Origin of the sequence: Salinimicrobium sp. 3283s (assembly GCF_039602225.1) — a bacterium.
Lineage (GTDB): Bacteria > Bacteroidota > Bacteroidia > Flavobacteriales > Flavobacteriaceae > Salinimicrobium > Salinimicrobium profundisediminis.
In genome coordinates this window covers 3,646,284-3,666,423 of sequence record NZ_CP143631.1, presented here as the reverse complement: position 1 = coordinate 3,666,423, position 20,140 = coordinate 3,646,284, and the positions used below count along the sequence as shown (strand labels likewise).

Annotated in this window: 20 protein-coding genes and 1 other RNA gene; 7 read left to right on the top strand and 14 right to left on the bottom strand. The window is 41.0% G+C overall.

The window, feature by feature from the left end; genetic code table 11:
- Window positions 1-93: 93 nt before the first annotated feature.
- The 6 genes from VS868_RS16240 to VS868_RS16215 are packed head-to-tail and all read right to left on the bottom strand — an operon-like array spanning window position 94 to window position 7,232.
- Complete coding sequence (locus tag VS868_RS16240) at window positions 94-2,055, bottom strand: hypothetical protein (RefSeq protein WP_345598729.1); 1,962 nt, start codon at window positions 2,053-2,055, stop codon at window positions 94-96.
- Complete coding sequence (locus VS868_RS16235) at window positions 2,048-3,421, bottom strand: exonuclease domain-containing protein (RefSeq protein WP_345598728.1); 1,374 nt, start codon at window positions 3,419-3,421, stop codon at window positions 2,048-2,050. Before VS868_RS16235 ends, VS868_RS16240 begins: the two co-directional genes overlap by 8 nt.
- Before the next feature lie 13 nt (window positions 3,422-3,434).
- Window positions 3,435-4,094 carry a YggS family pyridoxal phosphate-dependent enzyme gene (locus VS868_RS16230; protein ID WP_266068880.1) on the bottom strand — a complete coding sequence of 220 codons (660 nt, stop codon included), beginning with the start codon at window positions 4,092-4,094 and terminating at the stop codon, window positions 3,435-3,437.
- 4 nt (window positions 4,095-4,098) lie between these two features.
- Window positions 4,099-5,334 (bottom strand): DUF1015 domain-containing protein, encoded by a 1,236-nt coding sequence (locus tag VS868_RS16225; protein WP_345598727.1) that lies wholly within the window; start codon window positions 5,332-5,334, stop codon window positions 4,099-4,101.
- 36 nt (window positions 5,335-5,370) lie between these two features.
- Complete coding sequence (locus VS868_RS16220) at window positions 5,371-6,261, bottom strand: 3-hydroxybutyryl-CoA dehydrogenase (protein WP_345598726.1); 891 nt, start codon at window positions 6,259-6,261, stop codon at window positions 5,371-5,373.
- An 8-nt stretch (window positions 6,262-6,269) separates the two neighbouring features.
- Window positions 6,270-7,232, bottom strand: a complete 963-nt coding sequence (locus tag VS868_RS16215) for a Gfo/Idh/MocA family oxidoreductase (protein ID WP_345598725.1) — start codon at window positions 7,230-7,232, stop codon at window positions 6,270-6,272.
- Between the two features lie 137 nt (window positions 7,233-7,369).
- On the opposite strand from VS868_RS16215, the gene VS868_RS16210 reads away from it, so the two are divergent.
- Window positions 7,370-8,014, top strand: a complete 645-nt coding sequence (locus VS868_RS16210) for a protein-L-isoaspartate(D-aspartate) O-methyltransferase (protein WP_345598724.1) — start codon at window positions 7,370-7,372, stop codon at window positions 8,012-8,014.
- 250 nt (window positions 8,015-8,264) lie between these two features.
- Here VS868_RS16210 and smpB read toward each other — a convergent pair whose 3' ends face one another.
- The gene (smpB, locus tag VS868_RS16205) at window positions 8,265-8,720 is read right to left on the bottom strand and encodes an SsrA-binding protein SmpB (RefSeq protein WP_345598723.1); all 456 of its coding nucleotides are present in this window, start codon (window positions 8,718-8,720) and stop codon (window positions 8,265-8,267) included.
- A gap of 122 nt (window positions 8,721-8,842) precedes the next feature.
- Between smpB and VS868_RS16200 the strand changes: the two genes are divergently transcribed.
- On the top strand, window positions 8,843-9,589 hold the full coding sequence (locus tag VS868_RS16200; RefSeq protein ID WP_345598722.1) for a DUF6503 family protein: 747 nt from the start codon (window positions 8,843-8,845) through the stop codon (window positions 9,587-9,589).
- A gap of 3 nt (window positions 9,590-9,592) precedes the next feature.
- On the opposite strand, the gene VS868_RS16195 is transcribed toward VS868_RS16200, so the two are convergent.
- The 3 genes from VS868_RS16195 to VS868_RS16185 form a co-directional block, all read right to left on the bottom strand.
- Window positions 9,593-9,943: a hypothetical protein gene (locus VS868_RS16195; RefSeq protein WP_345598721.1), complete on the bottom strand. Its 351-nt coding sequence runs from the start codon at window positions 9,941-9,943 to the stop codon at window positions 9,593-9,595.
- 177 nt (window positions 9,944-10,120) lie between these two features.
- The gene (locus tag VS868_RS16190) at window positions 10,121-10,591 is read right to left on the bottom strand and encodes a phosphoglycerate mutase family protein (protein ID WP_345598720.1); all 471 of its coding nucleotides are present in this window, start codon (window positions 10,589-10,591) and stop codon (window positions 10,121-10,123) included.
- A 3-nt stretch (window positions 10,592-10,594) separates the two neighbouring features.
- Window positions 10,595-11,695 carry an esterase-like activity of phytase family protein gene (locus VS868_RS16185; protein WP_345598719.1) on the bottom strand — a complete coding sequence of 367 codons (1,101 nt, stop codon included), beginning with the start codon at window positions 11,693-11,695 and terminating at the stop codon, window positions 10,595-10,597.
- Window positions 11,696-11,797: 102 nt separating this feature from the next.
- Here VS868_RS16185 and VS868_RS16180 point away from each other — a divergent pair, with 102 nt between their 5' ends.
- Window positions 11,798-11,983 (top strand): CsbD family protein, encoded by a 186-nt coding sequence (locus VS868_RS16180; RefSeq protein WP_266068891.1) that lies wholly within the window; start codon window positions 11,798-11,800, stop codon window positions 11,981-11,983.
- A 48-nt stretch (window positions 11,984-12,031) separates the two neighbouring features.
- Here VS868_RS16180 and clpB read toward each other — a convergent pair whose 3' ends face one another.
- The gene (gene clpB / locus VS868_RS16175) at window positions 12,032-14,632 is read right to left on the bottom strand and encodes an ATP-dependent chaperone ClpB (RefSeq protein WP_345598718.1); all 2,601 of its coding nucleotides are present in this window, start codon (window positions 14,630-14,632) and stop codon (window positions 12,032-12,034) included.
- Between the two features lie 193 nt (window positions 14,633-14,825).
- Here clpB and ytxJ point away from each other — a divergent pair, with 193 nt between their 5' ends.
- Window positions 14,826-15,224, top strand: coding sequence for a bacillithiol system redox-active protein YtxJ (gene ytxJ / locus VS868_RS16170; RefSeq protein ID WP_345598717.1), 399 nt, complete (start codon window positions 14,826-14,828; stop codon window positions 15,222-15,224).
- Between the two features lie 124 nt (window positions 15,225-15,348).
- On the top strand, window positions 15,349-15,549 hold the full coding sequence (locus tag VS868_RS16165) for a hypothetical protein (RefSeq protein ID WP_345598716.1): 201 nt from the start codon (window positions 15,349-15,351) through the stop codon (window positions 15,547-15,549).
- A 71-nt stretch (window positions 15,550-15,620) separates the two neighbouring features.
- Here VS868_RS16165 and fahA read toward each other — a convergent pair whose 3' ends face one another.
- Entirely contained in the window at window positions 15,621-16,910 is a 1,290-nt protein-coding gene (gene fahA / locus VS868_RS16160; protein ID WP_345598715.1) for a fumarylacetoacetase, read from the bottom strand.
- A gap of 110 nt (window positions 16,911-17,020) precedes the next feature.
- Between fahA and glyA the strand changes: the two genes are divergently transcribed.
- The gene (gene glyA, locus VS868_RS16155) at window positions 17,021-18,295 is read left to right on the top strand and encodes a serine hydroxymethyltransferase (protein ID WP_345599851.1); all 1,275 of its coding nucleotides are present in this window, start codon (window positions 17,021-17,023) and stop codon (window positions 18,293-18,295) included.
- Window positions 18,296-18,474: 179 nt separating this feature from the next.
- Here glyA and VS868_RS16150 read toward each other — a convergent pair whose 3' ends face one another.
- Complete coding sequence (locus VS868_RS16150) at window positions 18,475-18,885, bottom strand: acyl-CoA thioesterase (protein ID WP_345598714.1); 411 nt, start codon at window positions 18,883-18,885, stop codon at window positions 18,475-18,477.
- Window positions 18,885-19,946, bottom strand: a complete 1,062-nt coding sequence (locus VS868_RS16145) for a glutaminyl-peptide cyclotransferase (protein ID WP_345598713.1) — start codon at window positions 19,944-19,946, stop codon at window positions 18,885-18,887. The genes VS868_RS16150 and VS868_RS16145 overlap by 1 nt, the downstream gene beginning before the upstream one ends.
- An 87-nt stretch (window positions 19,947-20,033) precedes the next feature.
- Between VS868_RS16145 and ffs the strand changes: the two genes are divergently transcribed.
- An RNA gene (gene ffs / locus VS868_RS16140) (signal recognition particle sRNA small type) lies at window positions 20,034-20,132 on the top strand.
- Window positions 20,133-20,140: the final 8 nt, after the last annotated feature.

Sequence of the window (20,140 nt, the reverse complement as noted above, 5' to 3'; positions counted from 1 at the left end):
CCTAAAAATAGGATTTTTCAGGAGAACCTATTTATTTGGAAGGGGAATTGTTTTATAATTAAAGCTTTACAGCTAAAAAAACTTAAGGTTTTTTTACACTTTTTCCCTTACCAGAATTATTGAATGTTCCTGTATGTTAAGTAGTTCAGAGAAAAACTTCTGAAAATAAGGATAGAACCCAGCGCTATAAACAGATTGAGGGAATGATACTCTACAGTGTATAATTGCAGAATGATCATTTACCTTTTGGGTCAGGAATTGTAATGAGCCACCTTTTTCAGGAAGACTTATTCTCCTGTTCTCGGGAAATTCAACGAATTCGTGTGTCTCGGGTATAACAAGGCTGATATTGTAGGTGTAAACATCTTTATACCCAAAATCAATGGGATAGGTTCTTTCCTTTAGTTTAAAGGGATTTTCTTTAAAAAACTTAAAACTGAAAGGATTCATATAGATCAGGTCGTTGATCTTCTGGCTGGAGTTATGAAGATTGAAAGTGATTTTTACCTTGTCCTCTATCTTTTCAGGAACTGCCACAAGACTTCTGGTATGGGAATTTGCATTTGTGAGGGACTGAAAGATCTCTTCGGGTTGGATCTCGTCCAACTTATTCCTGACTGCAAGTGCGTGGTAGCCGGAAAAATTATGAATTGAATTTCCGGTTGTGGTTCCATTACTGTTTAGCTTTATAGAATCCTGAATAGTAATAGTGGAGTAGACTTCTGGTTCTATGTCTACCCAACGGCTACCATTCTCAAAATCCAGTAGTCTTCCATACTTGTTTAGAGTACGAAAAGGGATAACACCAAAGTCTGTATTTTTCTCGGTAGCATCCAGTAGGAAAGTCTTTCCGTCAATATCAAGCTGCACCATGAGGTAATTAAATTCAGAAAGTACCGGGTATAATTTAGTGGGCATTCCATTTTGTCGGGTAGAGCTTAATAGGGGAAGAACATTGAATCCTTCTTCGACATAAAGATTATGTAGCAGGATGTTTATAGCCGAAACATTGCCAGTCTTATCTTCAAGAAGTTCTTTAATACTTACATTTCTGTAAATATTGTATTCCCCGTTCCACTTATAATTACTTTTTACAAACTCGAAGATCTCCCGCGCTTTTTCAAGATTATTTGCTTTACTACTTAAACTTTCCGGAAGAACCTCGCGTACCCATTTGGTCTTTCTAAGCTGTTTTCCCAGGTCATTATCATTTTTGAGCTCGCGATCAACATCCTTCCAGGATTTTGTGAATTTTTTCACCCGGCCGTCAGGGTAAAGAATCTCCTCAAGCTCATATTCTATACGGGAAATAAAATTGAATTTGGAAGTAAGATATTCCTCTTCTTTAAAGGCAGGAATATTTTTCATCACGTATTCAGACCGGCTACAGTCGGCCTGCCCCGGAATTCCTTCTATAGAAAAACAGTCTCTTTTAATCTCATTGTTCTCCACATCAAGCGGCTGCTCTCCTATTTTTTTTATGTGATACCTGTAATTCCCCGGAATATCGGCCAGATAACGACTATATACTTTAGGAATGCTTTCCTGAAACCACCAGGTTTCGAAATTGAAATAATAAGGAGATTCTTTTTGATATGAATATACCAGAACTGCTCCCGGTTGCACCGAGGGGAAAGTAAACTTTACAATATTGTATTCAGGATTTTCTTCAGTATAAATGAGAGCAGGGTCGAGGTGGCGAACCTGTTGCTTCCCGTTTTCCAGGTAATAGGTGGTAGCTTTAAGGTCGTGTAACTCTTCCTCTCCATTATTTCCCTTAAAAAGCTTTATCTGCACACTGGCATGAGGAAAACCTTCTTTGTTGAGGATCTTGATCTTTGCTTTATAGTCGGTAAGAAGGTTGTAATCTCCTGAAGACTGGAAGCGGCTGTAGCCATCTTCATAGATGTAAAAGGCATTTGCAGTAGAGTCTTTACTGTAGACTGTTGCCTTAAGTTCGTTAAAAATTACATCTGGGTTCTGAGTGTTGAAAAAATCCTGGGCAGAAAGTGCTGCTGTAAATAAAATAATTGGGAGCAGTAGATATTTATTCATGCGGATGAAGATGGATGATTTTTAAACGATTGTTCTTCCTCAAATAATTCTGAATGATTTGCTGGGCATCCCGGTCATTTTTCATAGGTGTAATGATCGATTTTATGATCTCCAGATTGTTCAACTGATAGTTGAGGTTAAAGTACCCAATCCCTTTAAATTCACCTTCTTCGACTAATAATGCACTCTTTTCATCAATATCCCTTCCACGGTCAATCACCAGCATATTTTTCTTTTCATAGCTGTAGGCCTCAAGTACCTTTCTTACCCGCTCATTATATTCTGAAGCGCCTTCTTCTCCCGCACAGGCCCCGCGGCATTCTTTCATGTTGTAGTTGAAGCAGCTGCCGGCGCCTTCATAAAAGCCGGTAAAGCTTTGGCACAACTCGTACTCCTTAAGGATCTTTTCTAAAGTAGATTTTGCCTGTTGCAGGTTGGTAAAAGCCGTAATATATTTCTTGCGCCCATCAATTTTACCAATCCTTAAATGAATATAACCTTCATTGTCTTTGGCCTGGTAAAGGGCATGAGAAAAAAGGGAGCGTTTTGTAGATCTATTGTATTTGGGTTTGTTGCGCTTTACTTCTTCATTTTCTTTGAGCAAAGCATTTAATTCATTTCCTGTGGCTTCATAGCTTACAGAAGCAACTTCTTTCTGAATTTCCCGTGATTTCTTGTTATCACTTGTGAAGTGCTGGTTTACCCTTTTCTTGATATTCTTGCTTTTTCCAATAAAGATGATGTCTCCATCTTCATTGTGCAGGTAGTAAACCCCGGTAATTGAAGGTAGTTCGTCCAGCAGCTGTACCAGTTTGGTGTTCATCTTCAGCTTTGGCGCATTGCGAACCGAACTCTTTAAAATCTCTTTTTCTGAATCTTTGGCAAGCAGCATCTTGAAGAGCTTGACCGTGGCCTGGGCATCGCCGGTAGCCCGATGTCTGTCACTTAAGGGAATACCCAACGATCTCACCAGTTTTCCGAGGCTGTATGACGGTAAGCCGGGGATAAGTTTTTGGGAAAGTTCTACAGTACAAAGACTTTGCCTCTCATAATCGAAACCCAACCTGCGGAACTCGGTGCGCAGAATTCGATAATCGAACTTGGCGTTGTGTGCCACCAAAATAGCCCCCTCTGTGATCTCTAGAATGCGCTTTGCAACTTCAAAAAATTTAGGAGCATTCCTGAGCATGTCATTATTAATGCCGGTAAGACCAACAACGAATGGCTGAATGGGTATTTCAGGATTAACTAAGCTAATGAATTGATCAACGATTTGATGACCGTCAAATTTATAGACAGCAATTTCAGTTATTCCCTCTTCATTATATTTCCCACCGGTAGTCTCTATGTCTAAAACTGCGTACAAATGCTATTTCTTCTTAATTGTAATTTCTTTCGCCAAAAATGGCGCTTCCCACTCTTATCATCGTGCTTCCACACTCAATTGCGATCTTATAATCGCCGCTCATGCCCATTGATAAAGTATGCAGGGAGTTATACCTTGACTTAAAGTTATCAAAAGTAGTCTTTAAATAACTAAATTCCTTTTTTATCTTCTCTTCTTTTTCAGTGAGAGTAGCCATTCCCATTAATCCAACCACCTTAACGTGAGTCATCTCGCGGTAGGCTTGTGACTGTAATATGCTGTCTGCTTCATCAACATCTATTCCATATTTAGTGTCTTCTTCGGCAATCTTTATTTGCAGAAGACACTCTATGGTTCGGTCGTACTTTTTTGCCTGCTTCTCAATTTCCTTCAGCAATTTCAGGGAATCTACGGCGTGAATAAGGTTCACATATTCTGCCATATATTTTACCTTGTTGCGCTGCACGTGGCCCAGCATGTGCCATTTGATATCTTTAGGCAGGTTTTCCCATTTTTCGGTCATTTCCTGGATCTTATTTTCACCAAAGATCCTTTGTCCGGCGTTATAGGCTTCTAAAATGTCACTTTCGGGTTTTGTTTTGGAAACAGCAACAAGAGTGACTTCTTCAGGAATTTCTGCTTTAAATGATTTGATGTTCTCTGCAATGTTCATAGCTCTAAAATTCATACACGGTAAGACCGCTTCTTAGTTTTGGCTCAATACAGGTGCTTTTTGGGGGCATGGTTAACCCGGCATCTGCAATTTGCTTTATTTCTTCAATAGTTAATGGCAACATCCCAAAGCCAACGGCAAATTCGCCTTCATCTACAGCCTTTTTCACGTCAAAAGTTTCATTTCTTCCGGGAAGATATGATATTCTATTGTCGTTTTTGAGGTCTGTAATATTCAAAATAGGTCTAAGCACCTTTATAAACAGGATGTAAGGATCGAGGCTGCTTAGAGAATCTGTAAACTCATAGTTTGTTCTTCGCAGGTAAAGCGAATAATATTCTCCATCCAAATACATCGAAAAATGATGTTTTTTGGAAGGTTTATAAAATTGCGTGCCCCTGTTTTCTATGCGAAACCACTCGTCTAGCTCAATTAAGAATTCCTCTTTCCCAAGTCCGTTAAGGTCGCGAACCAGTCTGTTGAACTCATATAGCTGCAGGTTGCTTTCGGCTATCATATAGCTCAAAAAGAAATTATAAGGTTCTTCTCCGGTATGATTGGGGTTCTTTTCTCGCGACTCTTTTGCCAACAGCCATGACGAGGCACTGCGGTGGTGGCCATCGGCGATATAAATCGCTTCCATGCGCTCAAATTCCTTTCTAATTTGTTCCGTTTTATCAGGATCATCTACAATCCACATGTAATGTACATCACGGTTCAAAGAAGAAAACTCATATTCGGGCCGCTCCTGCATTACCGCTGTAGTGATCTCGTTTATCACCGGGCTGTCAGGATAAGTGAGCAACACTGGTTCAGTATTGAAGCCCACCGTCTTCAGGTAATCTTTAAAAAGTTGTTCCCGCTGAGAAATTGTATCCTCGTGCTTTTTGATCACATTATTTTCATAATCCAGTGCACTTGTGGCCGCGATAATTCCGCAGTAAGCCTGGTGCCGGGAAATAGTTTTATAAATATAATATGCCGGCTTTTCATCCTGAATAAAAACTTCTTCTTCTTTAAATTCAAGGTAGCGGTTCTTTACAAGCTGAAACCGCTCACTTCCCGATATTTCCTTCTGAAATTTATATCCCGGATTAATAATATGCAGAAAAGAAAATGGATTGTGCTCCAGCTGAAACCTCACTTCTTCCACCGAATATTCCTGATATGGTCTCGAGGCCACAAGGCCCACCTTATCCCGGGAAGGCCGTACTGCCCTGAAAGGAATTATTTTTGCCAAATGCTGCTGATTAAATAAGTTCGAAAAATACCATTTTTAAGAGGTAAACTGGCCAGAGACTTTTTCGGCTTTCCTGCTTTCAGAATAGTCATAAAAACCTTCTCCCGATTTCACTCCAAGTTTTCCTGCCTGCACCATATTTACCAGGAGAGGACAGGGAGCGTATTTTGGATTCTTAAAGCCGCTGTACATCACCTCGAGAATAGAGAGGCAAACATCAAGCCCAATAAAATCGGCAAGCTGTAGCGGACCCATAGGATGCGCCATGCCCAGTTTCATAACCGTATCAATTTCCTGAACTCCCGCCACCCCGTTGTAAAGGGTTTCAATAGATTCATTGATCATTGGCATAAGAATGCGATTGGCCACAAACCCCGGATAATCATTTACTTCAACAGGTTCTTTTTTCAGCTTTTTTGAAAGCTCCATGATGTTTGAAGTTACCTCGTCACTGGTGTTGTAGCCACGAATGATCTCCACCAACTTCATCACCGGCACCGGATTCATAAAATGCATTCCAATTACCCTTTCAGGATTTGAAACTACCGAGGCAATTTTGGTGATAGAAATTGAAGAAGTGTTCGATGCAAGTACGGTTTCTGAAGAGCAGGTTTCATCCAGCTGTTTGAATATTTTCAGTTTGAGATCTACATTTTCTGTTGCGGCCTCTACAACAAGATCTACATTTTTCACACCTTCTGAAATTTGGGTAAAAGTGGTGATGTTGTTGAGGGTATTGGTTTTATCTTCTTCAGAGATCTTTTCTTTAGAAACCATGCGGTCAAGATTGCCCGAAATGGTTTTCATCCCTTTCTCCAGGCTTTCTTCTGAAATATCTATAAGATTTGTTTTATAACCAAATTGGGCAAAAGTATGGGCAATTCCGTTCCCCATTGTTCCTGCACCAATAACTGCAATATTTTTCATAAAAGATATTAGTTAAATGAGTTAATAATCTGTTTTGCCACACGCAGTGCCTGTGTTCCCTGTTCAAGGCTCACTATTGGCGTGGTGTTGTTCTCAATGGCGGCGGCAAACGAATTTAGTTCTTCTAAAATGGCATTATTCGGGTTCACTTCCGGATTGTCAAAATAGATCTGTTTTTTTAGACCTTCGGCATTTTGAAGAATCATATCAAAATCTCCGGGAACTTCAGGAGCATCTTTCATTTTCACGACCTCGCATTTCTTTTCGAGAAAATCGACCGAGATGTAAGCGTCACGTTGAAAGAAGCGGGATTTACGCATGTTTTTCAGGGAGATCCTGCTGGCTGTTAAGTTTGCAACACAACCGTTCTCAAAAAGAATCCGTGCATTGGCAATATCGGGAGTGTCACTAATAACTGAAACTCCGCTGGCCTGTATTTCCTTAACTTCAGATTTTACCACGCTAAGAATAGCATCTATGTCATGGATCATAAGGTCGAGTACCACCGGCACATCTGTTCCCCGCGGATTAAATTCCGCCAGGCGATGGGCCTCGATGAACATAGGGTTCTCAAACTTATCTGCAACCGCCTGGAAAGCGGGATTAAATCTTTCTACATGACCTACCTGGCCTTTAACATTGTATTCTTTAGCCAGTTTAACCAGCTGTTCGGCCTCTTCTACCGTGTTGGTAATAGGCTTTTCTATGAATAAATGTTTTCCTGCTTTTATGGTCTTTTGGCCCACTTCAAAGTGAGAAAGGGTAGGAGTGACCACATCAACCACGTCTACGGCGGCTATGAGATCGTCTAAATTGTTGAAATATTTATATCCAAACTCTTTCTGAACCTTGCGGCCACTGTTCTCATCTATGTCGTAAAAGCCCACAAGATCATATTTTTCAGATTCCTGGAGCAAACGCAGATGGATTTTTCCTAAGTGTCCTGCACCCAGGACGCCGGCTTTGAGCATAATAAATGGTTTTCAACAAAAATAACATTTCTTGGACTAAAGCCAATGCCAATTAGGAGTGAATAAAAGCGGCAAATCTCAAATTTTCTTTAACCTGAGGTAATCTTTATGTAATTTTGGCCTTCAAAACTTAAAAGGTGCGAAAGGATACGCTCAAACATCAGGGAAAGAGGTTACAACTGGCAAAGGTCGTGGAAGATAAAGGGATCAGGGATGAGAAAGTTCTTGATGCCATTAAAAAGATCCCCCGGCATTTGTTCATGGATAGCAGCTTCGAAGATCATGCGTACCAGGATAAGGCTTTTCCAATTGCTGCCGATCAAACTATTTCCCAGCCTTATACTGTTGCTTTTCAAACTGAAGTGCTGCAGGTAAAAAAAGGAGATGCCGTGTTGGAAATAGGTACTGGAAGTGGTTACCAAACTGCCGTTCTCTGTGAGTTGGGTGCAAAAGTTTACAGCATTGAAAGACAACTTGAATTGTTCAAGCGCACCAAGCTCTTTCTTTCAAAAATAGGATACCGCCCAAGATATCTGGCTTTTGGTGACGGTTATAAAGGGCTGCCCGATTATGCCCCTTTTGACAGGATCATTGTAACAGCTGGTGCTCCTTTTGTGCCGAATCCTTTACTGAGTCAGTTAAAAGTTGGAGGAAGAATGGTCATTCCCGTGGGAAAAGACACTCAAATAATGACACTTTTGGAAAGAAAATCTGAAACAGAATTTGAAAAAACCGAATTCGGAAATTTCAGGTTTGTACCGTTGTTGGAAGACAGGAATTAGTATTCAGTATTTAGTGATCAGTTGGCAGTTTAGAAGAGCCAGGAGCCAAGAATCAAGAATCAAGACTTTTGAATCTGCGGGATCTGCGGGAAATAAAAATTTAGTAGGCAGTGCCCAGTATTCAGTAGGTAGTAGCTTTAGAAAATAACTTGAATCTTAAATCTATTTGGATTTTGGTGCTTGGAATTTGGTGCTTAGAGCTTGGAATTTCAAACTCATAACTTTGAACTCCTAACTCTTAACTTCACCCCTACTTATACTCCTTCTTGATCCTGTCCAGTTTACGTTTGCTTTCCCTGTCTTTGATGGTTTCGCGTTTATCATAAAGTTTTTTACCCTTGGCAAGTGCAATCTGCATTTTTGCGAGTCCGCGGTCATTGATGAAGAGACGGAGGGGAACAATGGTCAATCCGGAATTTTTCACTTCTTTTTCCAGCTTTCTTAACTCCTTGCGGTTAAGCAGAAGTTTACGGGCGTGTTTGGGATCGTGGTTGAAGTAGGTGGCGTGAGAATACTCCTGCACCGTCATATTAATGACAAATAATTCACTGTTGGAGAACTCACAAAAACTCTCGGCTATAGAGGCTTTTCCCTCTCTTATAGCTTTTATCTCGGTACCGGCCAGTTTTATTCCTGCAATATATTTGTCAAGAATTTCGTATTCAAACTTGGCTTTTCGGTTCTTAATGTTGATGTCGTTCTTCATATCAACAAAAATAATAAGCTTTGGCGAATTACCCGTGTTTTTAGGGAAATCTTAAAAGGCGGAGTTTTAATTTCAGTTTGAGCCCCAGATTCGGTATTTTTGTTTCTTTACAATCCCCCGTCATGAAAAAATACTTGGTACTCCTGTTTGTTCTGTCCCTGGCTTCCTGTAATGAACAAGCTCCTCAATCTAAAGCCGATAAGATCATAGCAAAAGCTGTTGAAAATGCCGGAGGAGAGAAGTATAAAAAAGCAAATATTGAATTCCGGTTCCGGAAAAATATTTACACCAGTACCCGCAATGACGGAAAGTTCGAACTCACACGAAGAATTACCGATTCTACGAACACTACCTATGATGACATCTTGAATAACGAAGGTTTTAGGCGCTTTCAGGGAGAAGAGCAGCTCAGTTTATCTGATTCTCTTTCCGAAGCTTATGCCGAAAGTGTCAATGCGGTGCATTATTTCGTACAATTGCCTTTTCGCCTGAATGACGATGCGGTAATTAAAGAACTTGTGGGGCAGGATACCATCAACGGCAAAGTCTACCACGAGATCAAAGTCACTTTTGAGCAGCAGGGTGGAGGAGTAGACCATGAAGATATTTACATGTACTGGATCGAAAAAGATGATTTTACCATAGATTACCTGGCCTATCGCTTCTTTGTGAATGACGGCGGAATTAGATTTAGAAAAGCAGTAAACCCACGAATGGTAAACGGAATCCGGTTTGTGGATTACGAAAATTATAAAACCGATAAGCTATCTACTCCCTTAGAAGAGCTTGATGATATGTTCGAAAAAGGGAAATTAACCACGGTTTCTAAGATTGAAAATGAAATTCTGAAGGTTGAAATTCAGGATTAATTTTTAGACCATCCGAGATTGCTCCTGAAATTTTCGCAATAATCTTTTGTAGCGGGGCCTGTTGTAACGCTGCACGATAATAGGGTAAAGATTCAGCAGTACATTGAGCACGATGAGCCATAGTGCTTCCCTCCAGGTATTTGCTACTATAAATATTACCAGCATTACGATAAGAAATATTATCGCGTGTCCGGCTTCAGAACTGCGGGACCCCTGTTCAGCACGCTTTAAAGCTTCTTCCTTTTTGTTGATCTCAAGGTCTTTGCGGCTTATCTTTTCCCAGCCCGTCCATACCATTAATTTCCTGTACAGATGTACCCCCGAAGAACCTGTAGATGTGTCCTTTTTTCTCAAATTGCAGGGTATTGAAATAAACCGATTTATATTTCCACTTAAAAATAGAATCCAGATAGGTGTACCAGGCCATCAGGATAAAATTGAGTACCCAGGCAAAAGTAAAATCTGTAAAACTGGTTAAAACACCTGTTAGATAGCAGAATTTAATAGAGACTGAAGTTGCTAAAAAATGCTTTAATTCAATAAGCTGCCGTATTCTGATTCATCAAGATCCTGATATTTATTTTCTCCCAGCAGCAGGTTTACAAATGCAGGATTGGTATTGCTGTGCCCCACGACGAGTACCGTTTTTCCTTTTGTCTTCTTCTGAAATTCGGGATCGTTTAATTTTTTGGGATCGTAAATGTCTATCTTCTTCTGTTGCTTATCGGCCACCGCCCTGGCGGTATTCATGGTGCGATGGTAATTGCTGGAATAGATAAGGTCAAACTCAACTTCTTCAAATACTTCAGCCCATTTAGCTGTCCGTTTTATCCCGGCTTCAGAAAGTTGCGGATTCCGGTCTTGCGGATCGGTCATTTCCTTTTCGGCATGACGAATAAAATAATATTGCGTGGTAGCTTCCTGCAAAGGTGGTGCTATAGGATTTTCATAAGTTTCTCCTAAAGATAGAATTGAAAACAAAAAGATGAAAAAAGTACGCATAGATTAGCTTTTTGGAACAAATTCCATGAGAATGACCTGGTTGAGCTGCTGCCCCATGGAGTTGAAGTTATTATCAGAAATAAGGATAAGGCTTTGATTGCCGTTAGGAAGTTTGGGGCCAAAGGTGATGCCCTCAATGTTATCAATGATTTCCTGGCTCAGGTATTTTTTTGCCCATTTAAAATCGTAAAGCAAAGTTTTCTTTGCAGGATTATTAAAGGAGACACGAAGATTATTGATATCTAAAGTATTTGTAGCCAGGCTGGCATCTACATCAAATATTCGCACAGTATTGCCTTTTTGACCATGACCGGCTGCAAAACCTCTTTCCAGGATAAGAAACTTGTTGGGGGCGTACTCTAAAAGATCGGTAACGCCATTTACTGCAAAATAGAGCCAGGGTATTTTTGCTATTCTTTCTAAACGGTAGGGGAATTGCTTTACAGGTTCTCCGGTTTTTTTGTCGAAATAGGTGATGCGTACCGGCGATTTTGTGGGATAAAGCTTAGGTTTTGGTCCATCAGTGACCAAAGGAAGTTCCATGGCCGCCCATATTCCTTTTTGATCAAAGGAAGCGGCAAGTGCTTCAAGCGTTCCGTTATTTCTGGGCTTCTTGATACTTTCAGCTAAAAGATTTGCGGGTACAGCAAAAGAGTCGACGTAATTTCCCTTTTTTGACACCCTAAAGAGCATAGGGTCTTTTTTATTATTGATATTTCCTTCGCTGGAAAGCACAAAATTGTCTTCTTCAGCCTGGAAGAGAATACTTTCTAGATCCAGATGTTGCTCCTTGAGGCTTTCATGTTCTTTATTCAGAAGAATTACATCAGAAATAACTATCGTATCGATCTTTTCTTCGGAAATAGCCATGTTAGCCACATAAATCCGCGGCATAGAAGGCTGGTCGCTTACCATATAAAATTTCCCTTCCTGGTAATCGATGCCCGAAAGGCCGCCAACCTCTGTACCTTTTACAGTAAGGTTGTCGGTAATATTATAATCGTCTAAAAACTTTACCTGTACGTTTGAAGTACTACCTATTCGGGAACTTTTACAGCTAAAGAAGGCTGTGGCTATAAGAACTAAGAAGAATGCTTTTTTCATGCCGATAAAAATAACAAATTCTTAAGAGCAAAATAAGACTTTTTTAGCGGCAGGGCAGCCCTTGTTTAGCTACTTTCGATAAGAACCATTAAAACTTAAGTTATGAATGATGACCAAATTGAAGGAAAGTGGAAACAGATCAAAGGACAGTTTAAGCAAAAGTACGGAGATCTTACCGATGATGATGTAACCTATCGTGAGGGTAGATTTGATGAAATGCTTGGGCGCCTACAGGAAAAGACCGGCCGCAGCAAGGAAGAATTGAAGAAGGAAATTGACAGATGGTAGGATTTTCCTGGAATAAAAAATGGCCCCGATTAATTGGGGCCATTTCTATTATTGGGCGATTTCTTGGTGGTTTCTAAAGACCAGTTCGTCGTCAAAGCAATCGAGCAGCACAATACTATCGGTATGTATTTTACCGCTTAAGATCTCTTTGGAAAGTTTATTAAGTACTTCTTTTTGCAGCGTTCTTTTTACCGGTCTTGCCCCGTATTGAGGATCAAAACCTTTGTTTGCCAGGTTTGCAATGGCTTCTTCGGTTGCATCAAGAGTAATACCTTGTTTCGCAAGCATTTTGGTTACGCCTTTCATTTGGAGACCTACAATTTGCTTGATATCCTTCCTGGTAAGCGGTGCAAACATCACGATATCATCAATCCTGTTTATAAATTCTGGCCGCACGCTCTGTTTTAGCAGGGCCAGCACTTCAACTTTTGCGCTTTCCATCGCAGTTTCAGTATCTTTAACCGTGTCAAATTTTTCCTGGATAATGTGAGAACCCATATTTGATGTCATAATAATAATGGTGTTCTTAAAATCGGCCAGGCGTCCTTTGTTATCAGTAAGCCTTCCTTCATCAAGTACCTGCAAGAGGATATTAAAAGTGTCGGGATGGGCTTTTTCTATCTCATCAAGCAGGATCACCGAATAAGGTTTTCTCCTTACCGCTTCGGTAAGCTGCCCACCTTCATCGTAACCTACATATCCCGGAGGCGCACCAACAAGCCTGCTCACAGCGTGGCGTTCCTGGTACTCACTCATATCAATACGGGTCATCGCACTCTCGTCGTTAAAGAGATAATCGGCAAGAGCTTTGGCCAATTCGGTTTTACCAACTCCGGTAGTACCCAAAAACAGGAAGGAGCCTATAGGTTTCTTTTGGTCCTGTAACCCTGCCCGGCTTCTGCGCACGGCGTCACTTACGGCCTCTATGGCCTCGTCTTGCCCTACCACTCTTTTATGAAGTTCGTCTTCCAGTTTGAGAAGTTTCTCCCGTTCGGTTTGTAACATTTTGGTAACCGGAATGCCTGTCCATTTAGCTACAACTTCAGCAATATCTTCGTTGGTGACTTCTTCTTTGATCAAAGATTTTCCCTGCTGATTCTCTTCCAGTTGCTTCTGAAGTTCGGCCAGCCTTTCCTGTTCTTCCTTGATCTTACCATAGCGCAGTTCGGCTACTTTTCCGTAGTTGCCTTCTCTTTCGGCACGCTCGGCTTCAAGCTTATAATTCTCTATATTCGATTTTGCCGTCTGGATGTTGTCTACAACATCTTTTTCATTCTTCCACTGGGCATGGAGTTCGTTGCGTTCATCTTTGTAATTGGCAAGATCGGCTCTCAAAGCTTTTAGCTTATTCTCGTCATTTTCCCGCTTAATGGCTTCCATCTCTATCTCAAGCTGCATGATCTTTCTGTCGAGCACATCGAGTTCTTCAGGTTTGGAGTTGATCTCCATTCTTAGCCTGGAGGCTGCTTCGTCCATTAAGTCTATGGCCTTATCGGGTAAGAACCTGTTGGTAATGTAACGTTGCGACAACTCAACAGCCGAGATGATTGCCTCATCTTTGATGCGAACTTTATGGTGGGTTTCATACTTTTCTTTGATTCCGCGTAAGATAGATATGGCACTCTCTGTATCGGGCTCATCTACCATTACCTTTTGAAAACGTCTTTCAAGGGCTTTGTCCTTCTCAAAATACTTTTGATACTCATCTAAAGTGGTTGCTCCAATAGCGCGCAATTCCCCTCTTGCCAGGGCAGGTTTTAGAATGTTGGCTGCATCCATGGCGCCCTGGCCACCACCGGCACCTACAAGAGTGTGAATCTCGTCAATGAACAGCACGATGTTCCCTTCGCTGGAAGTTACTTCTCTAATGACTGCTTTTAGTCTTTCTTCAAATTCCCCTTTATATTTTGCACCGGCAATCAAAGCTCCCATATCAAGGGAATAGATTTGTTTATCCTTGAGGTTTTCGGGAATATCACCTGCAACGATACGATGGGCAAGACCTTCGGCAATGGCGGTTTTACCCACACCGGGTTCTCCCACTAACATTGGGTTATTCTTGGTTCTTCGCGACAGGATTTGCAATACCCTGCGTATCTCTTCATCGCGCCCAATTACAGGATCAAGCTTTCCTTCTTCGGCCAGTTTATTGAGGTTATTGGCGTATTTATTCAGGGAGTTATAGGTTTCTTCGGCACTTTGGGAAGTGACTTTTTCTCCTTTTCTAAGTTCTTCAATTGCAGCCTTTAAACCTTTTTCGGTGGCACCCTGGTCTTTCATGATCTGGGCTACTTTACTTGAAGATCCAAAAATGGCTAAAATAAGGTGCTCTACAGAAACATATTCATCTCCCATTTTCTTAGCTACGGAAGATGCATCAGTAAGTGTTTTGGATGCTTCGCGCGAGAGCATAATATCTCCGCCGCTCACCTTCGGAAAATTCTGAAGTGTCTTGTCCAGGATCTGCTGAAAGAGACTCACATTAATATTGAGCTTCTTCAGAAGAAAAGGAGTAACATTCTCATCTACTAAGGTAATTGCTTTGAATATATGTTCGTTCTCTATTTGCTGATGCCCTAACTCCTGCGCCAGTTGCTGGGCCTGCTGAATGGCCTCCTGACTTTTTATTGTAAAATTATTTAAGTTCATAGTTGATCTTTTTGTTTAGTTTTAGCAAAGCATGTACCAGTTCAATAATGCCGACAAAATGGCTGATATTTTGCAGAATCTAATGACTTTTTGTCTCTTATAGAGATGCTAAAGTTAAGGCCCTGTAACCGAATTATCAGATGATTTTACTATTTTACAGAGTTCAATAAACGTGTAACTAAAGCCTTCAAAAATGGGATTATTTGATAAAGTTTTTAAAAGTGAAAGAGATATTGTGAAGAAAGAAATTGTGGAGGTGCCGTGGCACGCTCTTACTGAAGAGAAGCAACTTGAGGAGATCGAAAAAGAATCTGATTCACAACCTGTAGTGATTTTCAAACATTCTACCCGCTGCGGAATCAGCCGAATGGTATTAAACAATTTTGAGCGAAGTTATGATCTGCCAAAAGATGAAGAAGTGAAACTTTACTTTCTTGATCTCTTAGCGAACCGCAACATCTCTAACGCAGTGGCCAGTCGCTTCGGCGTGAGACATGAAAGTCCGCAGATGATCATCCTTAAGAATAGAGAAGTAGTTCATCATTCTTCACATCAATCTATTGAAGTTCAGAATATAAAAGATCAACTGTAGGTTAATTTTTTCTCAATTATGATCAACGCTAAAATCCGGTTAAAGATTTTATAATCAATGTTTTAAGAGGTGGTTTCTAAGTATATTTAAAGGTATTAATCTAAGAACCTTAAAAATAGTAATTATGGAAGAGAGAAGAGAAGATCGCAACCGCGATCACAATGAAGAGCAAAGACGTCACCAACAGGAAGAAGAAAGAAGGAATCCGACGCAACAGGCCGCAGGTGACCGTGACAAGCAAAGGCAGGAAGATGCCGAGAGAGAAAGAGATATAAATCGTGATCAAAACAGAGAAGATCGCAATAGTAGAGAAGAGCGTATATAGCACCCTTTTCCTAAAGAAAAGAGCCGCAAAATATCATGTTTTGCGGCTCTTTTTAATTGGTTGTTGTAGACTTATTTTTTCTTTGGCTCAAAAACAGGAAGCAGTTTTGTGCTTACCTCTCCAAATCCTATCCTGTAGTCATCTTTTTGGCAGAAACCACGCATAGTAACAGTATCGTTGTCTTCAATGAAAGTACGAGTGCTACCGTCAGAAAGTTTTACGGGTTTTTCACCTTTCCATGAAAGTTCAAGCATAGATCCGTATGAGTCGGGCGTGGGGCCCGAAATTGTTCCCGATCCCATCATGTCGCCAGAAAGTACAGGGCAACCGTTCACGGTGTGGTGAGCGAGCTGCTGGCTCATATTCCAGTACATGTGTCTAAAATTAGATTTAGAGACCCGTGTTTCTTCAGCATTCTCGGGCTGTATGAATACTTCAAGTTCTATATCAAAACTCTTTTTACCTGTAGATTGAAGGTAAGGCAACAGTTTCTTTTCAGGTTTTGGGCTTTTTACCCTAAAAGGTTCAAGCGCATCTAAAGTAACGATCCACGGTGAAATGGAAGAAGCAAAATTCTTGGCCAGGAAAGGCCCTAAAGGCACATATTCCCAGGTTTGAATATCGCGCGCACTCCAGTCATTAAAAAGCACAAGTCCAAAAATGTAATCTTCGGCTTCGTCTATAGGAATGGGTTCCCCCAGGTGGTTGGCATCGGTAGTGATAAAAGCCATTTCCAGTTCAAAATCCACTCTTTTTGAAGGTCCAAAAACAGGCTCATCGGCATCCTTTGGTTTGGTTTGTCCCTGTGGGCGGTGAATTGGGATGCCACTGGGAACTATAGAAGAACTTCTCCCGTGGTAACCTACCGGAATATGAAGCCAGTTGGGCAGCAATGCATTATCTGGATCGCGAAACATGGTACCCACATTGGTAGCGTGCTCTTTACTGGAATAAAAATCGGTATAATCGCCTACCTGTACAGGCATTTGCATTTCAATCTCATCCAGGGTAAAGAGAACAACCTGCCGGTGTTCTTCATTATCGCGAAGGCTTTCATTGCTGGTGTCAAAAATTTCAGCAATACGATTCCTTACAAGTCTCCAGGTTTTTTTTCCGTCAGAAATGAAATCGTTCAGGGTATCCTGTAGAAAAATATCGTCAGTAAGGGGGATACCTTCAAAATAACCCAACTGGTGCAGGGCACCCAGGTCTATTGCGGTATCTCCTATACGAGTTCCAATGGTGATGATATCATCTCTTGTAAGAAAAACTCCAAAGGGGATGTTTTGTATGGGAAAATCAGAGTTTTCGGGTACTTCCAGCCAGGTTTTTCGTGTAGGGTCGTTAGCTGTAATGGACATAGTAAATGTTGGTATTTTGTTAAAATCAATTCGAACCAAATATATTATTTTCTTACTAAGAACCGAATGTATTTGCTATTTTTGAGTATTATTTAACGTAAAAAATGCATATGCAACGGGATAACGAATTATTTGATTTAATTGACGCAGAAAAGGAGAGGCAACTTAATGGTTTAGAGTTAATTGCCAGTGAAAATTTTGTAAGTGAACAGGTACTCGAAGCTGCCGGTTCTGTACTTACCAATAAATACGCCGAAGGTTACCCGGGTAAAAGATATTACGGTGGGTGTGATGTGGTAGATGAGGTTGAAAATTTGGCGATCGATAGATTAAAAGAACTCTTTAATGCCGAATATGCGAACGTGCAACCGCATTCTGGATCTCAGGCCAATACTGCTGTTTTTCACGCCTGTATGAAACCCGGTGATAAATTCCTTGGTTTCGACCTTTCTCATGGCGGACATTTAACTCACGGTTCTCCCGTAAATTTCTCCGGAAGACTTTACAATCCTGTATTTTATGGTGTAGATAAAGAAACCGGACTTATAGATTATGACGAAGTTCAAAAAATAGCTGAAAAAGAGAAACCCAAAATGATCATTGCCGGTGCCTCGGCATATTCAAGGGAAATCGACTACAAGCGTTTTAGAGAGATTGCCGACAGTGTGGGCGCCATACTTTTTGCAGATATCGCACACCCGGCAGGTCTTATAGCTAAAGGTTTGCTTAGTGATCCTATTCCTCATTGTCACATCGTTTCCTCAACCACTCATAAGACTTTGCGCGGGCCTCGCGGCGGAATTATCATGATGGGAAAAGATTTTGATAATCCTTTTGGCGAAACTCTTAAGAACGGAAGTCCTAAAAAGATGTCTATGCTGCTTAACAGCGGTGTATTCCCCGGAAATCAGGGTGGGCCTTTAGAGCATATTATTGCAGCCAAGGCTGTGGCTTTTGGTGAAGCCCTTACAGATGAATTCCTTCATTATACGGTACAGGTGAAGAAAAATGCCAAGCGTATGGCTGAAGCATTCATGAAAAAAGATTACCAGGTGATCTCGGGTGGAACAGACAATCACATGATGTTGATTGACTTGCGCAACAAGGACATCTCTGGTAAAGAGGCCGAAGAAGCTCTTGGAAAAGCTGATATTACCGTGAACAAGAACATGGTGCCTTTTGACGATAAATCTCCTTTTGTAACTTCAGGAATACGAATTGGAACTCCGGCGGTCACCACCCGCGGACTCAAAGAAGCCGATATGGATACTATTGTTGACCTTATTGACCGCGTGATCACTAATTATCAGGATGACGAGAAGCTTGAAGCGATTAGACAGGATGTAATTAACCTTATGCAGGGAAGACCTCTCTTTCAGATGTAAGGGAACAAACAATTAAAGTAAATATTAACGCTGCCTTAGGTCTCAAAAATGGGATTTTTGGGCAGCGTTTTTTATTTCTGAAGTTTTATTAATTCTGCGGAAGTGCAGGTTGGGGATAGATAAATATCAGGGCCTCATTTCCTTCCGAAGTTGTCGTGAAAAGCTGAAAATCGACTGTTTTACTCCCTTTTATGGAAAACGTTACGCAGTTCTTCGATGATTTTGGTGGGTTTCTTTGAATGGGCGTCCAGCAGGCACCACATAGATTTTGCCGCAACTAAAACGTCACCGTTTTTGGCACTTTTGATGTTTACAAACCTTTCAGAAGTGACAAAAGTGGTCTCTCCCACATAGGTTTCTATAATAAGGTCATCTCCCAAAAATGCCTGTTTTTTGTAGTCTATTTCGTGGCGAATCACCACCCAGATAAAGTTTTCTTTAAGCTCATCGGTAGCTCGAACTTCCCAGTGCTCTTTTGCGATATCCTGTATCCACTGCACGTAACGTACATTGTTCACGTGGTTGAGGTCATCCAAATCTTCTTCGGAAACCGTTCTTTTATGTGTGTATGTTTCTGCAGGTACTACCATTAGTTCTCTATTATTTTTACTTCAAAAAGTGTATCCCAGTCTTTTCCGGTAACGTAAAGTTTCTTGCTCCCGGGGTCGTATGCAATGCCGTTGAGCACATCGTTTACCGGGTCAAGATCGGCGGTGTTTCCCAGTTGGTCGCGTAAACCAGAGAAGTTGATCACTCCTTCTATAGCGCCATTCTTCGGATTAATTATTGCAACCCCGTCTTTTTGATAGGTGTTGGCGTAGATTTTTCCATCTACCCATTCCAGCTCATTGAGCTGTGTGGCAATGGTGCGATTGGTTACCGTTTGAATATAATCTGTCTCTGGTAGGGTAGGAGAAGCGGGGTCTAAAAACCATATTTTTTCGGTACCATCACTTTTATACAGTATATTACCGTCATTTGCCAGCCCCCAGCCTTCTTTACTTTTTTCATAATTAAACTCTCCGGTCTTCTCGAAAGTCTCTACGTCATAAATAAAACCGACTCCTTCTTTCCAGGTGAGTTGATAGATCTTATTATTGAGTATGGTAATGCCTTCAGCAAAATATTGAGTAGGAATGTCAATTTTTCTTTGAACTTCACCCGTTGTGAGATCTACCAGCCTTAGAGAAGAACTTCCATAGTGGCCGGTACTTTCATAGAGTTTATTTTCAAAGAATTCCAGTCCCTGGGTGTAAGCATCGGCCTGGTGTGGATATTTATTGATGATCTCGTAAGTATAGGTAACAGGGGCAGCGTCATTAAAAAGGGTAATTTCCTGTTGCTTTTCAACCACTTCCCCATTATTATATATACGAGCATTTAGCTGCCACTTGCCCAGTTTTTCTCCATCAAAAGTGTGGTTAAGGGATTCTCCCCCTACAGTTTTTGCTAATCTTTGTTCTCCCAGAAAGTAAATCACAGAATCTTTTTCTCCGTTTACCTGCGCCTGCAGGCTTTCGCCAAGTTTAAATTCCTTCTTGTTTTCTTCTATTTTTAAAGAATAATTGTTTTCTGATTCATTGGAGTCACTTCCGCAGGAATGCAAGATTACACCCAATGCCATCAAAAAGAGAGGATTATATACCTTCATGTTTCACAGTAATTTTTATGGAAGCTAATTTAAAGAATTCAGCTTAAAAATTACTTGCAAAAAACATGAAAGGTTGTATATTTGCCCCGGCAAGTCCCACACAACCAGCTCCTGCTGAATCCCCCAGGGCGGGAACGCAGCAAGGGTAAGCGGTCGTAGCGGTGTGATGTGGGTAGCTTGCCATTTTTTGTTTC

What these genes read in the sequence shown, in the direction of transcription:
- VS868_RS16240 (WP_345598729.1), bottom strand. Translation starts at nt 2,055, where the DNA reads ATGAATAAATATCTACTGCTCCCAATTATTTTATTTACAGCAGCACTT.
- VS868_RS16230 (WP_266068880.1), bottom strand. Translation starts at nt 4,094, where the DNA reads ATGAACATTGCAGAGAACATCAAATCATTTAAAGCAGAAATTCCTGAA.
- VS868_RS16220 (WP_345598726.1), bottom strand. Translation starts at nt 6,261, where the DNA reads ATGAAAAATATTGCAGTTATTGGTGCAGGAACAATGGGGAACGGAATT.
- VS868_RS16215 (WP_345598725.1), bottom strand. Translation starts at nt 7,232, where the DNA reads ATGCTCAAAGCCGGCGTCCTGGGTGCAGGACACTTAGGAAAAATCCAT.
- smpB (WP_345598723.1), bottom strand. Translation starts at nt 8,720, where the DNA reads ATGAAGAACGACATCAACATTAAGAACCGAAAAGCCAAGTTTGAATAC.
- VS868_RS16200 (WP_345598722.1), top strand. Translation starts at nt 8,843, where the DNA reads ATGAAAAAATACTTGGTACTCCTGTTTGTTCTGTCCCTGGCTTCCTGT.
- VS868_RS16190 (WP_345598720.1), bottom strand. Translation starts at nt 10,591, where the DNA reads ATGCGTACTTTTTTCATCTTTTTGTTTTCAATTCTATCTTTAGGAGAA.
- VS868_RS16185 (WP_345598719.1), bottom strand. Translation starts at nt 11,695, where the DNA reads ATGAAAAAAGCATTCTTCTTAGTTCTTATAGCCACAGCCTTCTTTAGC.
- VS868_RS16180 (WP_266068891.1), top strand. Translation starts at nt 11,798, where the DNA reads ATGAATGATGACCAAATTGAAGGAAAGTGGAAACAGATCAAAGGACAG.
- clpB (WP_345598718.1), bottom strand. Translation starts at nt 14,632, where the DNA reads ATGAACTTAAATAATTTTACAATAAAAAGTCAGGAGGCCATTCAGCAG.
- ytxJ (WP_345598717.1), top strand. Translation starts at nt 14,826, where the DNA reads ATGGGATTATTTGATAAAGTTTTTAAAAGTGAAAGAGATATTGTGAAG.
- VS868_RS16165 (WP_345598716.1), top strand. Translation starts at nt 15,349, where the DNA reads ATGGAAGAGAGAAGAGAAGATCGCAACCGCGATCACAATGAAGAGCAA.
- fahA (WP_345598715.1), bottom strand. Translation starts at nt 16,910, where the DNA reads ATGTCCATTACAGCTAACGACCCTACACGAAAAACCTGGCTGGAAGTA.
- glyA (WP_345599851.1), top strand. Translation starts at nt 17,021, where the DNA reads ATGCAACGGGATAACGAATTATTTGATTTAATTGACGCAGAAAAGGAG.
- VS868_RS16150 (WP_345598714.1), bottom strand. Translation starts at nt 18,885, where the DNA reads ATGGTAGTACCTGCAGAAACATACACACATAAAAGAACGGTTTCCGAA.
- VS868_RS16145 (WP_345598713.1), bottom strand. Translation starts at nt 19,946, where the DNA reads ATGAAGGTATATAATCCTCTCTTTTTGATGGCATTGGGTGTAATCTTG.